This window comes from Methylomonas sp. MgM2, assembly GCF_054172045.1.
Genome location: NZ_JBSYXO010000056.1, coordinates 1 through 15,166 on the forward strand (window position 1 = coordinate 1; position 15,166 = coordinate 15,166).

The window sequence follows — 15,166 nt, forward strand, 5'->3', positions numbered from 1 at the left end:
ACGATGGTTTGCGCTTTGCGATTCGTGAAGGCGGCCGTACCGTCGGTGCGGGTGTTGTTGCTTCTATTATCGAGTAATCAATCGGTCGATAGACGAAGTTCTTTTTTCTGGAATAGGTCAGTAGTTCAATTGGTAGAGCAGCGGTCTCCAAAACCGCAAGTTGGGGGTTCGAGTCCCTCCTGGCCTGCCACCAGATACAGTTTTAAGTAAAAGTATAATGAGCGCACAAGCAGAACAAGCTACTTCGGTGGCGGATATAGTAAAACTGACAATTTGCCCGATCTTGGTCTTTGCGGGTGTGGTCGCGTTCTATTACTTTTCTGATTTCCTTTTGCTTTACAGGGTGTTGGGCTTGGTTGTAGTCGTTGGTCTCGCGCTCGGTCTTTGTTTTACGACGGCAAAAGGGCAAGCGGTTTGGTACTTTATGGCCGAATCGAAGCAGGAAATGAGGCGCGTCGTTTGGCCTACTCGAGATGAAACCATAAGAACGACGTTGTTGGTTTTTACTATGGTATTTATCGTTGGCTTAATCCTTTGGTTGTTGGACATGTTCTTGTTGTGGTCTGTTCAACTTCTCATGACTAACGGGATGCAATAATGTCGCTACGCTGGTATGTGGTACATGCGTACTCAAATTACGAAAATAAGGTAAAGCAGGCCCTAGAAGAGCGCATCAAGCGTGAAGGTCTAGAGCAATATTTCGGCAAAATTCTCGTTCCGACCGAAGAGGTTGTCGAAATGAAAATGGGCCAGCAGCGGAAAAGCGAAAGAAAGTTTTTTCCTGGGTACGTACTAGTACAAATGGAATTGAATGACGAAACTTGGCACTTGGTTAGAAACGTACCAAGAGTTTTAGGATTTATTGGCGGCGCCTCTGATAAGCCTTCGCCTATCTCTGATAAAGAAGCGATGGCGATCCTAAATCGAGTTGAAGAAGGTGTTAATAAGCCTAAACCTAAGATATTGTTCGAAGTTGGCGAAGTTGTCCGTATTATCGATGGTCCATTTAAAGATTTTAACGGCAGCATCGAGGAAGTTAACTACGAGAAGAGCCGCCTTAGGGTTTCCGTGCTGATTTTTGGTCGTTCTACACCTGTAGAGCTCGAGTTTGTACAGGTTGAGAAAATTTAACTTCTCACAAGTCTGTATTTAACGAGTCCCTGTCATTTTTCAATGCCAGGGATTTTTGTTTCTTGGGGAGCCGAAAGGCGTTTGAACCCGTTTAGGAGTATAAAATGGCAAAAAAGATTGATTCATATATCAAGCTGCAAGTAAAAGCAGGCGAGGCGAATCCGAGTCCGCCGGTCGGTCCCGCATTGGGGCAGCGCGGCGTCAATATTATGGAATTTTGTAAAGCTTTCAATGCTCGTACCCAGGACGTGGAAAAAGGCATGCCTTTGCCGGTCGTTATAACAGTTTATAGCGATAAAAGTTTTACATTTATCACTAAAACGCCGCCGGCATCGATTTTGTTGAAAAAAGCGGTCGGTATAAAAAGCGGAAGCAGCAAGCCTAACTCAAGCAAAGTTGGCACCGTTACCCGTATGCAATTGGAAGAGATCGCGAAAACGAAAATGCCTGATTTGAATGCGGCAGATTTGGACGCGGCGGTTAGGACTATTGCCGGAAGCGCGCGCAGTATGGGTTTGAACGTGGAGGGCGTGTAATGGCAAAGTTGAGTAAAAAAGCGAAAGCGATCAAAGCGAAAGTGTCCACCGTCAAACAATACTCTGTTGCAGAGGCTGTGACCTTATTAAAAGAATTCGCCAATACCAAATTTGACGAATCGGTTGATGTGAGCGTCAATTTGGGTGTCGATCCGCGTAAATCTGATCAGAATGTTCGTGGTGCATCGGTATTGCCTAACGGAACCGGCAAGACGGTCCGAGTGGCTGTGTTTACCCAAGGTCCCAATGCCGATGCCGCGAAGGAAGCCGGTGCGGATATCGTTGGTATGGACGACTTGGCTGAGCAAGTCAAGCGAGGTGAAATGAATTTCGACGTTGTCATTGCCTCACCCGATGCTATGCGTGTTGTTGGTCAATTGGGACAAATTTTGGGGCCGAGGGGCTTGATGCCAAACCCAAAAGTGGGAACTGTAACTCCTGATGTTGCGACCGCAGTTAAAAACGCCAAATCCGGTCAGGTCAGATATCGTACCGACAAAGCCGGTATCATACATTGCTCAATTGGCAAGGTCTCATTTGACGAAAATGCGATTAAGCAAAATTTAGAGCATCTGATCGTCGATTTGAAAAAAGCGAAACCGACCGCAGCAAAAGGTGTTTATCTGAAGAAGATTTCGATTTCTTCAACCATGGGGCCTGGCCTGTGGATAGATCAAAATAGTATCGATATTTAAAGACTTTGGGTTGCCGAATTCCTCGGCAACCGTCAAAGACCGTAGGTGCTTTACGCTTAATAGTCCTACGCAGACGGGGGCTGGAACCAAATGAGGGGAAAGAAACCGTAAGGGGCATCGTAAGATGCGTTTCATAGCTCCTGATGTGAATCAGGAAACTACCGGAGGTAGATGTGGCACTCAATTTAGATGGCAAAAAAGTTGTCGTAGAGGAAGTTGCTGAATATGCCGCAAAAGCCCATTCTGCTGTCGCGGCGGAATATCGTGGTTTGTCAGTTACCGAATTAACGGAGCTGCGTAAGACTGCGAGAGAAACGGGTGTTTATTTGCGTGTGGTCAAAAACACTCTGGCAAAGCGTGCGGTCGTTGGAACTGAGTTCGAATGTATGCAGGAAAAGCTGGTAGGCCCATTAATCTTGGCGTTTTCCATGGAAGACCCGGGTTGTGCCGGCCGTTTAATCAGCGAATTTTCTAAAACTCATAAAACCCTGATTGCGAAAATCGTCGCGATAGGCGGGCAAGCTTTTGACGGTAGCGAACTGGATCGCTTAGCGAAGCTGCCAACACGCGATCAAGGTATCGCCATGTTGATGTCGGTCATGAAGGCACCTGTTGAGAAACTGGCGCGTACGTTGGCCGCAGTCCGAGATGAGAAAGAGAAAGAAGCGGCATAATTCGCATCATACAGTTAACACGCATTAAAATTTAGAGGAATATACAATGGCAATTTCAAAAGAAGACATTTTAGATGCAGTTGCAAACATGACTGTAATGGAAATCGTTGATTTGATTTCGGCGATGGAAGAAAAATTCGGCGTCTCGGCAGCAGCTGCGGTTGTAGCTGCGGCACCTGCAGCCGCCGCCGCTGCAGAAGAAGAAAAAACCGAGTTTGATGTTGTTCTGACAGGTTTCGGCGACAACAAAGTAGCGGTGATTAAAGCTGTTCGCGGTCTGACCGGCTTGGGCTTGAAAGAAGCGAAAGATGCAGTAGAAGGTGCGCCAAGCACTTTGAAAGAAGGTGTCAGCAAAGACGAAGCTGAAGCAGCCAAAAAAGAACTGGAAGCAGCCGGCGCAACCTGCGAAATTAAATAAGCGTTTTGCGCACTTATCTGGCGAAAGCCTAGCAAACCGGGCTGACGGCATTTTGCCGTCGGCCTTTTACTGCTTGTAAAAAGCGGTAGTAAATAATCTCTGATGACAAAGGTATAGAAGCAATATGGCCTATTCTTTTACCGAAAAAAAGCGTATCCGCAATAACTTTGGGAAAGGTTCTGAAGTATTAAACGTTCCCTATCTTTTAGCCACACAAATAGATTCATACGCAAACTTTTTGCAATCCGGGGTGCAGCCTGAAAAAAGACGTAGTCAAGGGTTGCATGCGGCGTTTTCCAGTGTATTCCCAGTGGTTAGTCACTCAGGCTACGCGGTACTGGAGTATGTAAATTATCGCTTGGGGGAACCCACTTTCGATGTAAGAGAATGCCAGCAGCGTGGCGCGACCTTCGCCGCACCGCTAAGAGTTTTAGTGCGCCTGGTCATTTATGACAAAGACGCGCCCGCCAATACTAAAGTCGTAAAAGATATCCGTGAACAAGAAGTCTACATGGGCGAATTGCCCCTGATGACCGAAAACGGTACTTTCGTTATTAACGGTACCGAGCGCGTGATCGTATCGCAGTTGCACCGTTCACCCGGCGTGTTTTTCGATCACGACAAAGGTAAAACACACTCGTCCGGCAAGTTATTGTTCAACGCGCGAGTCATCCCCTATCGCGGATCCTGGTTAGATTTTGAATTCGATCATAAAGACGCAGTATATGTGCGTATCGATAGGCGGCGCAAAATTCCGGCGACGATCTTGCTCAGGGCGTTGGGTTATGATAACGAAGACATGATTAACATGTTCTTCGAGACGAACAAATTTTCGGTAAACGCGGACAAATTTATGTTCCACGTGATTCCTGAGCGTTTGCGCGGCGAAATGGCCGTGTTCGATATTAAGCACAATGGAACGGTGGTTGTTGAAGAAGGCCGCCGTATTACCGCAAAACACGTTCGCCAGTTAGAAAAAGCCGGCGTTACGGAGATTGAAGTGCCCAAAGACTACCTCTACGGTAAGATTTTGGCAAATAACATCATCGATACCACGACCGGTGAATTGGTCGCTAACGTCAATGACGAATTGACTGACGTTTTATTGGATAAATTGATTGAAGCCGGTGTTGGCGAAATCAACACCTTGTATGTCAATGATTTGGATCGTGGTCCTTATATCTCAAACGCGATGCGCTTGGATACCACGACCAACCGCATGGAAGCCCTGGTTGAGATTTACCGCATGATGCGCCCAGGGGAGCCACCGACAGCCGAATCCGCCGAGAATTTATTCGAAAACCTGTTTTTCACCGAAGAGCGCTACGATTTGTCTGCGGTCGGCCGGATGAAATTCAACCGCCGCCTGGGTCGCGAAGAAATCGAAGGCCTGGGTACGCTCAGCAACGAAGATATCATCGACGTTTTGAAAGAACTGATCAAAATCAGGAACGGCAACGGCGTAGTCGACGATATTGATCACTTGGGCAACCGGCGCGTGCGTTCGGTCGGTGAAATGATAGAAAACCAATTCCGCATCGGTTTGGTCCGCGTTGAGCGGGCGGTAAGAGAGCGTCTGACCTTGGCCGATTCCGAAGGTTTGATGCCGCAGGAAATCATCAACGCCAAGCCGGTGTCCGCTGCGGTTAAGGAGTTTTTCGGTTCCAGCCAGCTTTCTCAGTTCATGGATCAAAACAATCCGCTGTCTCAGGTTACCCACAAACGCCGGGTTTCGGCATTGGGACCGGGCGGTTTGGCCAGGGAGCGCGCCGGTTTCGAGGTGCGGGACGTACACACCACTCATTACGGCCGGGTTTGTCCAATTGAAACCCCGGAAGGACCGAATATCGGTTTGATCAATTCTTTGGCGGTTTATGCGCGTACGAATGAGTATGGTTTCTTGGAGACCCCTTACCGTAAAGTTGTCGAAGGCTATGTAACCGACCAAGTTGACTATATTTCTGCAATCGAAGAAGGCGAATACGTCATCGCGCAAGCCAGCGTGGCGGTCGATGATAGCGGCAAATTGGTCGAAGGTTTGGTGTCCTGTCGCCATAAAGATGAATTTACGTTAGCTTCGTCGGATACGGTGCAATACATGGACGTATCCTCTAAGCAAATCGTTTCGGTAGCGGCATCGATTATTCCGTTCCTAGAGCACGATGACGCCAACCGGGCCTTAATGGGTTCGAATATGCAGCGTCAAGCCGTCCCGACTCTGCGGGCTGAGAAACCATTAGTCGGCACCGGTATGGAACGTGTAGTTGCTAAAGATTCCGGTGTCACTGTGGTTGCTACGCGAGGCGGACGCATCGAGGCGGTCGATGCGGGTCGGATTGTGGTACGCGTCAATGATGACGAAACCTTAGCCGGGGTGCCCGGCGTAGATATCTACAACTTAATTAAATATACCCGCTCCAATCAAAACACCTGTATCAATCAAAAGCCGCTGGTTAAGCTCGGAGATATCGTTAACAAGGGCGATATCTTAGCCGATGGACCTTCTACTGACGTGGGAGAACTGGCGCTGGGCCAAAACATGCTGATCGCGTTCATGCCATGGAACGGATACAACTTTGAGGACTCGATTTTGGTTTCCGAACGGGTGGTGAAGGAAGATCGTTTTACGACCATCCATATCGAAGAGAAGACCTGCGTTGCTCGCGAGACGAAACACAGTCCGGAAGAAATTACGGCCGATATTCCCAACGTCAGCGAGGAAGCCCTGTCTAAACTGGATGAATCCGGTATCGTCTATGTCGGTGCGGAAGTAAAAGGTGGCGACATCTTGGTGGGTAAAGTCACGCCAAAAGGCGAAACTCAGTTAACGCCGGAAGAAAAACTGCTGCGCGCAATTTTCGGTGAGAAAGCGGCGGATGTTAAAGATACTTCGCTACGGGTGCCGAATAACGTAAGCGGGACGGTTATCGACGTGCAGGTGTTTACGCGTGATGGTGTCAAAAAAGATAAGCGTGCGTTGGAAATTGAAGAAGCGGAGATCAAACGCTATCGGAAAGACTTGGATGACCAGCTTAAGATCGTCGAAGCGGATATTTTTGCGCGTGTCAAGTCGACTCTGTTGGGTAAAAAGGCCGAAAAAGGCCCCAACAGCCTAAAAAAAGGCGCCGAAATCGACAAAGAGTATCTGGATACTTTGACATACTCGGATATTCTTAAAATCAAAACTCAAGATGAGGATGTTAACGTATATCTTGAGGGTATTGCCGACCAGATCGAGCAGCAACGCAAGCAATTTGACGAGCGCTTCGAACAGAAGAAAAAGAAAATCACGATGGGTGACGATCTGGCGCCGGGTGTGCTCAAAATGGTCAAAGTGTATCTGGCCGTCAAAAAGCGTATTCAACCGGGCGACAAAATGGCGGGCCGCCACGGTAACAAAGGGGTTATCTCTCAAATAGTACCGGTTGAAGATATGCCCTATATGGCCGACGGTACACCTGTCGATATCGTGTTGAATCCGTTAGGTGTGCCGTCGCGGATGAATGTCGGACAGGTGTTGGAAACGCATTTAGGCTGGGCGGCGAAGGGACTCGGTATCAAAATCGGCAAAATGTTGGAGGCTCAAGCTAAGATTCAAGAAATTAGAGAATTATTGGACAGAATTTATAACTGCAGCGGCAGAAAAGAAGATCTGAATTCACTCACCGATAACGAAGTTCTTGAACTCGCGGCTAATTTGGTCGATGGCGTTCCGATGGCGACCCCGGTATTCGACGGGGCTTCGGAGGAAGATATTCGTACGATGCTGCGTCTGGCTGATTTGCCGGATCATGGACAAACGGTGCTTTACGACGGTTTGACCGGAGAACCGTTTGAACGAGAAGTCACGGTCGGCTACATGTACATGCTGAAACTGAACCATTTGGTCGACGACAAAATGCATGCGCGTTCGACCGGTCCGTACAGTTTGGTCACTCAACAACCGTTAGGTGGTAAAGCGCAGTTCGGCGGACAGCGTTTCGGAGAAATGGAGGTCTGGGCGTTGGAAGCCTATGGCGCGGCGTATACTTTGCAGGAAATGCTGACCGTCAAGTCGGACGACGTATCCGGTAGAACCCGGATGTATAAGAACATCGTCGACGGTAATCACACTATGGAAGCCGGTATGCCGGAATCCTTCAACGTATTGGTTAAAGAAATACGTTCGTTGGCAGTTAACATCGAAATGGAGCAGGACTAATTGCTCCCGCACTGCTAGCTGGATTCTGGTTGATAATGGTTAACATTTAAAGAGGGTAAGCTCTTGAAAGATTTAATGAATTTCTTAAAGCGTCAAGGTCGTTCAGATGATTTCGACTCTATTCGCATCGGGTTGGCATCGCCGGACATGATTCGTTCCTGGTCCTATGGTGAGGTAAAAAAACCGGAAACCATCAATTACCGTACCTTCAAACCGGAAAGAGACGGTCTGTTTTGCGCAAAGATCTTTGGGCCTATCAGCGACTACGAATGTTTGTGCGGTAAATACAAGCGCTTGAAACACCGCGGAGTCATTTGTGAAAAATGCGGCGTCGAGGTGACTCTGTCCAAAGTACGTCGTGAACGCATGGGCCACATCGAACTGGCTAGTCCGGTAGCCCATATCTGGTTTTTGAAATCGTTACCGTCACGTATCGCCTTGTTGTTGGATATGACGCTGCGTTCCATCGAACGGGTTTTGTATTTCGAAACATTCGTCGTGACCGATCCGGGCATGTCGCCACTCGAAAAAGGTCAACTTTTGACCGACGAAGAGTATCTGGCCGCAGTTGAAGAACATGGTGACGATTTTGTCGCCAAAATGGGGGCCGAAGCGATTTACGATTTACTGAAGTCTATCGACCTGAAAGAAGAGATCGCAAAGCTTCGCGAAGAAATCAACTCGACTAATTCCGACACTAAAATCAAAAAGTATTCTAAGCGTCTGAAGGTCTTAGATTCGCTGCTGGCCTCCAATAATCGTCCTGAATGGATGATTATGCATGTGTTGCCGGTCCTGCCGCCTGAGTTGCGCCCATTGGTACCGTTGGACGGCGGACGTTTTGCGACCTCGGACCTGAATGATTTATACCGCCGCGTCATCAACCGTAACAATCGTTTGACGCGCTTATTGGATTTGAACGCGCCCGATATCATCGTACGCAATGAAAAACGGATGTTGCAGGAATCGGTTGACGCTTTGCTCGATAACGGGCGCCGCGGCCGCGCAATCACCGGCAGCAATCGACGCCCGTTGAAATCCTTGGCCGACATGATCAAAGGTAAGCAAGGTCGTTTCCGGCAAAATCTGCTGGGTAAACGCGTGGATTATTCAGGCCGTTCGGTAATCGTGGTTGGTCCGACCTTGCGTTTACATCAATGCGGTTTGCCGAAAAAAATGGCATTAGAGCTGTTCAAACCATTCATTTTCAGTAAGCTGCAAATGCGAGGTTTGGCGACGACCATCAAAGCCGCTAAGAAAATGGTTGAGCGAGAAGGCGCCGAAGTTTGGGACATCCTCGAAGAAGTCATTCGGGAGCATCCGGTATTGTTGAACCGTGCGCCGACGCTGCACCGCTTGGGTATTCAAGCATTCGAGCCGATTCTGATCGAAGGCAAGGCAATTCAATTACATCCTTTGGTATGTAGCGCGTTCAACGCGGACTTCGACGGCGACCAAATGGCCGTGCACATTCCCTTATCCATCGAAGCGCAATTGGAAGCGCGTACCTTGATGATGGCGACCAATAATATTTTGTCGCCCGCCAACGGCGAGCCGGTTATCAATCCTTCTCAGGACGTAGTTTTGGGCTTGTATTACATTAGCCGCGAAAAAGTCAACGCCAGAGGGGAAGGCAGTGTGTTCGGCGACCTTTCGGAAGTCATGAAAGCGCTTGATGCAAAAAGCGTTGAACTGCAATCAAAGATCCAACTTAGAGTCACAGAAAAGTTGAAACATGGAGACGGCGAATTTCATGCCGTGGTCAGCAGGAAGCAGACAACCGTCGGACGGGCGATTATTTGGGATATCGTTCCGGACGGTATTCCTTATGAATTGGTTAACGTCGATATGACCAAGAAAAATATATCGAGACTGATCAATTACTGTTATCGGTATCTAGGCATCAAAGAGACCGTGATATTAGCGGACCAAATTATGTATTTGGGTTTCCGCTATGCGTCTCGCTCCGGCGTGTCTTTCGGTATTGAAGATATGGAAATTCCGGCTAAGAAAGCCGATATCATTCGTGCCGCCGACGGAGAGGTAAAAGAAATCCAGAACCAGTATTCCTCCGGATTGGTAACCGATGGCGAACGATACAACAAGGTCGTCGACATTTGGTCGCGGGCCAACGATCAAGTGGCTAAAGTCATGATGGAAGGTCTGGGCGAGGAAGAAGTGGTCGATGCCTCGGGTCAAACCATTAAGCAAAAATCCTTTAACTCTATCTTCATGATGGCGGAATCCGGTGCGAGGGGTTCCGCTGCTCAGATCAGGCAGTTGGCCGGTATGCGTGGATTGATGGCCAAGCCGGATGGCTCGATCATCGAAACGCCTATCACTGCAAACTTCCGAGAGGGCTTAGATGTATTACAGTACTTTATCTCGACTCACGGCGCCCGTAAAGGTTTGGCAGATACCGCGCTCAAAACGGCCAACTCGGGTTATTTGACCCGCCGTTTGGTTGACGTCGCGCAAGACCTGGTCGTGGCGGAATCCGACTGCGGCACTGAGAATGGTTTAACTATGATGCCTATTATCGAAGGCGGTGATGTGGTTGAACCGCTGGTTGAGCGGGTGCTCGGCAGGGTGGCCGCTGTAGACGTCACGGAACCGGCTAGCGATAGGGTGCTTATTCCGGCGGGTACGATGATCGACGAAAATTTGGTTGCCGTGATAGAAGAACACGGGGTCGATAAGATGATCGTCCGGTCGGTTATTACCTGTGAATCGCGGCAAGGCGTATGCGCTAAATGTTACGGTCGCGATTTGGGCAGAGGTCACTTGGTCAATATCGGCGAAGCGGTTGGGGTTGTCGCGGCGCAATCCATCGGCGAGCCGGGTACTCAGTTAACCATGCGTACCTTCCATATCGGGGGGGCGGCGTCGAGATCGGCGGCAATCAGTAACGTTCAAGTCAAGTCGGCCGGTACGGCGAAGTTGAATAACCTGAAGACTGTGAAAAACCGGGAAAATAATCTGGTTGCAGTATCTAGGTCCGGCGAAGTCGGCGTCATGGACGAGTATGGCCGCGAACGTGAGCGCTACAAAATTCCTTATGGTGCGGTGCTCTCCGTTGAGGACGGTAGCATGGTTGCGGCCGGTGACATCATTGTTAACTGGGATCCGCACACCCACCCTGTGATTACAGAAGTGGACGGCTTTATTCAATTGCATGATTTTATTGATGGTGTAACGGTCCAAGAGCAATCCGATGAAGTGACCGGGTTGACATCGCGAGTCGTGACGGATCCTAAGCAACGAAGTGCGGCTGGTAAGGAGCTGCGCCCGATGGTGCGTTTGATCGACGAACATGGCGGATTGATAAACTTGCCGGGAACCGACATTCCCGCTCAATACTTCTTGCCGGCTGGAGCTATCGTCGGGGTAAAAGATGGTGGGGAAGTGAAGGTCGGTGACGTTTTGGCGCGGATTCCGCAAGAGTCTAGTAAAACTCGCGACATCACCGGTGGTCTGCCTCGGGTTGCCGATTTGTTCGAGGCGCGTAAAACCAAAGATCCTGCAATTTTGGCAGAAGCGACCGGCATGGTGTCGTTCGGTAAAGAGACTAAAGGTAAGCAGCGTATCATCATCACCGATGCCGAAGGGGAGCAATATGAGACGCTCATTCCCAAGTGGCGCCATATCACAGTGTTCGAAGGGGAGTTTGTTGAAAAAGGCGAGACCATAGCGGAAGGTGAACTGACACCGCATGATATCTTGCGTCTGAGAGGCGTGGAGGAATTAGCCGATTATTTGGTAAAAGAAATCCAAGATGTTTATCGCCTACAAGGGGTGAAAATCAACGACAAACACATCGAGGCGATTATTCGCCAGATGTTGCGCAAAGTCGAGATTACCGCTTCGGGAGAAACCGATTTCGTTAAAGGCGAGCAAGCCGAACGTACCCTTCTAAACGTGGTAAATGAGCTAGCCGAAAAAGAAGGGCGTATTCCAGCTAGCTACGAACCGCTGTTATTGGGCATTACCAAGGCGTCGCTGGCAACTGAATCATTTATTTCGGCGGCTTCTTTCCAAGAAACGACACGTGTGCTGACCGACGCTGCGGTGAGAGGTATCAGTGACAACTTAAACGGCCTTAAAGAAAATGTGATCGTTGGCCGATTAATTCCGGCAGGTACCGGTTTGGCTTATCATGAACAACGCAGAAAACGTAGGGCTATAGATGTTAATGCGGATACCGAAGCGGGAATCAGTGCTGCTGAGGCTGTAGACGTAGAGGAAGCCCTAAAGCAAGCTTTAAATATCGAATAGAGAAACGTCCAAAAAAATCTTGACCATGTGTAAAAGAGTAGGTATCATGCTCTGCTCACATGAGTCAAGAGATTTGGGTCTGGTAACCGGGTTTGCGATGTGGTTCTTCGCGGGTCTTGGTTGTTACAAATTGCATATCGGAGTAGTTAAGAATGGCCACGATCAATCAGTTGGTCCGAAAGCCTCGTGCTAAAAAATTTGAGAAAACAAATGTGCCGGCATTAGAGGCTTGTCCTCAGAGGCGCGGCGTCTGTACCCGTGTATACACCACCACGCCCAAGAAGCCCAATTCGGCTTTGCGTAAAGTTGCAAGGGTTAGATTGACTAACGGTGCCGAGGTTAGCAGTTATATCGGTGGCGAGGGGCATAATTTGCAAGAGCACTCGGTCGTTTTGATTCGCGGTGGTCGTGTTAAGGATTTGCCTGGTGTTCGTTATCATGTTGTCCGGGGAAGTCTTGATACCTCAGGTGTAAAAGATAGAAGATGCGGTCGTTCCAAGTACGGCGCGAAGCGACCTAAAAAATAAGGGCTGTTAACTAATGTCTAGAAGAAGAATAGCTGCAAAGCGAATAATTAATCCGGATCCGCGTTTCGGCAGCGAAATGTTGTCGAAATTTATGAATATGATTATGCAGGATGGCAAAAAGTCGGTCGCTGAAAAAATAGTGTACGGGGCGTTAGATGTCATCGAGTCTAAGGGGCATGCAGAATCGCTTGAATTGGTGGCTAAGGCTCTCGAAAATGTTCAGCCGCGAGTCGAAGTTAAATCTCGTCGGGTTGGTGGTGCAACATACCAGGTTCCTGTCGAAGTGCGGCCGTCAAGACGTGTTGCTTTATCCATGCGTTGGTTGATCGATGCAGCTAGAAAGCGCAACGAACGGACCATGGCTGCTAAATTGGCCGGTGAATTGCTGGACGCTTCCGAGGGTCGTGGTGCGGCCGCTAAGAAGCGGGAAGATACACATCGAATGGCTGAGGCTAACAAGGCTTTCGCTCATTATCGCTGGTAAGCGATCGTTAGATCAGGTTGTTGTTATGGCACGGAAGACGCCTATCGAGCATTACCGCAATATTGGGATCATGGCGCACATCGATGCCGGTAAGACGACGACAACCGAGCGGATTCTATTTTATACCGGTGTGTCTCATAAGATGGGCGAGGTGCACGATGGCGCGGCCACAATGGATTGGATGGAGCAGGAGCAAGAGCGAGGGATAACGATCACCTCTGCGGCTACCACTTGCTTTTGGTCGGGCATGGATAAGCAACATGCTTTGCATCGTATCAATATCATCGATACGCCCGGGCATGTGGATTTTACCATCGAAGTAGAGCGTTCCCTCAGGGTGTTGGATGGAGCGTGCGCGGTATTTTGTGCGGTCGGTGGTGTCGAGCCACAGTCTGAAGCCGTCTGGCGTCAAGCGAATAAATATCATGTGCCGCGGTTGGCATTTGTTAACAAAATGGATCGCACCGGGGCGGACTTTTTGCGAGTCGTCGGGCAAATAAAAGCTCGCCTTGGTGCTAGCGTCGTCATTATGCAATTGCCTATAGGGGCTGAGGATTCTTTTGCCGGAGTTGTCGACCTTATTAGGATGAAGGCGATTTATTGGAATGAAGAAGATTTGGGTCTTTCTTATCAGGAAAAGGATATCCCGGCCGACTTGGTTGACGAGGCGGCATCGTTTCGCGAGCAGCTCATGGAGGCGGCGGCCGAAGCAACGGAAGAATTGATGGAAAAATACCTGGAGGAAGGTGTCTTGCTTGATGACGACATCAAGGCGGGCATTAGGATGCAGGTGCTTCACAATAAACTCGTCCCCGTTTACTGTGGGTCGGCCTTTAAAAACAAAGGCGTGCAGTGTTTGCTTGATGGGGTTGTGGACTATTTGCCTTCGCCGCTAGATAAGCCGCCGATTAAGGGGTTTGTGGCCGGGAGTGAGAGAGAAGAGGAGCGATCGGCAAGTGATGACCAGCCGTTTTCAGCTCTCGCATTTAAAATTGCATCGGATCCCTTTGTTGGGATTTTGACGTTTTTTAGGGTGTATTCGGGCGTATTAAAGTCCGGTGATGTAATTCTAAATGCGATAAAGGCTAAAAGGGAGCGTGTCGGGCGGATTGTCCAGATGCATGCGAATAGTCGGGAAGAAGTCGGTGAGGTGCGCGCGGGTGACATCGCTGCAATCATAGGCTTAAAGGAAGTAACGACCGGCGATACCTTCTGCGCAATGAATGCGCCGATTTTGTTGGAAAAAATGGAATTTCCGGAGCCGGTTATTTCGGTTGCGGTCGAGCCTAAAACAAAGGCTGACCAAGATAAAATGGGTAATGCGTTGGCGCGGTTGGCTCAGGAAGATCCGTCGTTCCGTGTCAACTCGGATAGCGACTCGGGACAAACGATTATTTCGGGGATGGGCGAGCTTCATCTCGAAATCATTGTCGACAGAATGAAAAGGGAATTTGGGGTGGCGGCCAACGTTGGCGCGCCTCAGGTCGCGTATCGCGAAACGATTAAAAAACCGGTGGAATGTGAAGGGAAATTTATTAGGCAAACCGGTGGGCGGGGCCAATATGGGCACGTTTGGTTGCGATTGGAACCCAGGGAATTGGGGGCGGGATACATGTTTGTAAGCGAGTTGGTGGGGGGGGCGATTCCAAAGGAATTTATTCCTGCTATTGATAAAGGCGTACAAGAACAAATGGAAAATGGCATAATAGCCGGTTTTCCCGTAGTGGATGTAAAAGTTAGTTTATTCGACGGGTCATATCATGATGTCGATTCGAGTGAAATGGCTTTCAAAATTGCAGGATCGATCGCGTTTAGGGACGGTGCGGAAGCTGCAAACCCTGTGTTGCTGGAGCCCATCATGAAAGTAGAGGTGGTGACACCAGAAGAATATATGGGTGATGTGGTCGGAGATGTAAACCGACGGAGAGGCGTAATCCATGGCATGTTAGATGTGCCGGCCGGAAAGGCGGTGCAGTGCGAGGTACCTCTGGCTGAGCTGTTTGGTTACGCAACTGATTTGAGATCGGCCACTCAAGGAAGAGCAACATATAGTATGCAGTTTGAAAAATATAACGAAGCGCCTGCAAATGTTGCGGAAGCGATTATTAGAAAAGTTACTTAGTTCTTTAAATATTTAGGTATTGACTCATGGCTAAAGAAAAATTTGAAAGAAAAAAACCGCACGTAAACGTCGGCACAATCGGTCACGTTGACCATGGAAAAAC

At 49.0% G+C, this 15,166-nt stretch carries 12 protein-coding genes and 1 tRNA gene; all 13 read left to right on the forward strand.

What is annotated here, in order from left to right; translation table 11 throughout:
• A partial coding sequence (locus ACW73I_RS21890) for an EF-Tu C-terminal domain-related protein (RefSeq protein ID WP_203235313.1) occupies positions 1–77 on the forward strand: 77 nt, incomplete at its 5' end.
• A gap of 37 nt (positions 78–114) precedes the next feature.
• Positions 115–190: transfer RNA gene (locus tag ACW73I_RS21895), tRNA-Trp, on the forward strand.
• Between the two features lie 27 nt (positions 191–217).
• Entirely contained in the window at positions 218–598 is a 381-nt protein-coding gene (gene secE, locus ACW73I_RS21900; RefSeq protein WP_458031631.1) for a preprotein translocase subunit SecE, read from the forward strand.
• Positions 598–1,131: a transcription termination/antitermination protein NusG gene (nusG, locus tag ACW73I_RS21905; protein WP_458031632.1), complete on the forward strand. Its 534-nt coding sequence runs from the start codon at positions 598–600 to the stop codon at positions 1,129–1,131. The genes secE and nusG overlap by 1 nt, the downstream gene beginning before the upstream one ends.
• Positions 1,132–1,235: 104 nt before the next feature.
• Complete coding sequence (rplK, locus tag ACW73I_RS21910; protein ID WP_458031633.1) at positions 1,236–1,667, forward strand: 50S ribosomal protein L11; 432 nt, start codon at positions 1,236–1,238, stop codon at positions 1,665–1,667.
• Positions 1,667–2,362 carry a 50S ribosomal protein L1 gene (gene rplA, locus ACW73I_RS21915; protein WP_458031634.1) on the forward strand — a complete coding sequence of 232 codons (696 nt, stop codon included), beginning with the start codon at positions 1,667–1,669 and terminating at the stop codon, positions 2,360–2,362. The genes rplK and rplA overlap by 1 nt, the downstream gene beginning before the upstream one ends.
• Positions 2,363–2,535: 173 nt before the next feature.
• Positions 2,536–3,036, forward strand: coding sequence for a 50S ribosomal protein L10 (rplJ, locus tag ACW73I_RS21920; protein ID WP_458031635.1), 501 nt, complete (start codon positions 2,536–2,538; stop codon positions 3,034–3,036).
• A 46-nt stretch (positions 3,037–3,082) separates the two neighbouring features.
• Entirely contained in the window at positions 3,083–3,454 is a 372-nt protein-coding gene (gene rplL / locus ACW73I_RS21925; protein ID WP_458031636.1) for a 50S ribosomal protein L7/L12, read from the forward strand.
• Positions 3,455–3,578: 124 nt separating this feature from the next.
• A complete protein-coding gene (gene rpoB / locus ACW73I_RS21930; protein ID WP_458031637.1) occupies positions 3,579–7,655 on the forward strand; it encodes a DNA-directed RNA polymerase subunit beta in 4,077 nt (1,358 codons plus the stop codon).
• Between the two features lie 75 nt (positions 7,656–7,730).
• Positions 7,731–11,930, forward strand: coding sequence for a DNA-directed RNA polymerase subunit beta' (gene rpoC, locus ACW73I_RS21935; protein WP_458031638.1), 4,200 nt, complete (start codon positions 7,731–7,733; stop codon positions 11,928–11,930).
• Between the two features lie 152 nt (positions 11,931–12,082).
• Positions 12,083–12,457, forward strand: coding sequence for a 30S ribosomal protein S12 (gene rpsL / locus ACW73I_RS21940; RefSeq protein ID WP_458031639.1), 375 nt, complete (start codon positions 12,083–12,085; stop codon positions 12,455–12,457).
• 13 nt (positions 12,458–12,470) lie between these two features.
• Positions 12,471–12,941 carry a 30S ribosomal protein S7 gene (rpsG, locus tag ACW73I_RS21945; protein ID WP_458031640.1) on the forward strand — a complete coding sequence of 157 codons (471 nt, stop codon included), beginning with the start codon at positions 12,471–12,473 and terminating at the stop codon, positions 12,939–12,941.
• Positions 12,942–12,966: 25 nt separating this feature from the next.
• On the forward strand, positions 12,967–15,063 hold the full coding sequence (fusA, locus tag ACW73I_RS21950) for an elongation factor G (RefSeq protein ID WP_458031641.1): 2,097 nt from the start codon (positions 12,967–12,969) through the stop codon (positions 15,061–15,063).
• Positions 15,064–15,166 lie beyond the last annotated feature (103 nt).

Bases quoted from the DNA above. Each gene is read 5' to 3' on its own strand.
- secE (WP_458031631.1), top strand. From the start codon at position 218: ATGAGCGCACAAGCAGAACAAGCTACTTCGGTGGCGGATATAGTAAAA.
- nusG (WP_458031632.1), top strand. From the start codon at position 598: ATGTCGCTACGCTGGTATGTGGTACATGCGTACTCAAATTACGAAAAT.
- rplK (WP_458031633.1), top strand. From the start codon at position 1,236: ATGGCAAAAAAGATTGATTCATATATCAAGCTGCAAGTAAAAGCAGGC.
- rplA (WP_458031634.1), top strand. From the start codon at position 1,667: ATGGCAAAGTTGAGTAAAAAAGCGAAAGCGATCAAAGCGAAAGTGTCC.
- rplL (WP_458031636.1), top strand. From the start codon at position 3,083: ATGGCAATTTCAAAAGAAGACATTTTAGATGCAGTTGCAAACATGACT.
- rpoB (WP_458031637.1), top strand. From the start codon at position 3,579: ATGGCCTATTCTTTTACCGAAAAAAAGCGTATCCGCAATAACTTTGGG.
- rpoC (WP_458031638.1), top strand. From the start codon at position 7,731: ATGAATTTCTTAAAGCGTCAAGGTCGTTCAGATGATTTCGACTCTATT.
- rpsL (WP_458031639.1), top strand. From the start codon at position 12,083: ATGGCCACGATCAATCAGTTGGTCCGAAAGCCTCGTGCTAAAAAATTT.
- rpsG (WP_458031640.1), top strand. From the start codon at position 12,471: ATGTCTAGAAGAAGAATAGCTGCAAAGCGAATAATTAATCCGGATCCG.
- fusA (WP_458031641.1), top strand. From the start codon at position 12,967: ATGGCACGGAAGACGCCTATCGAGCATTACCGCAATATTGGGATCATG.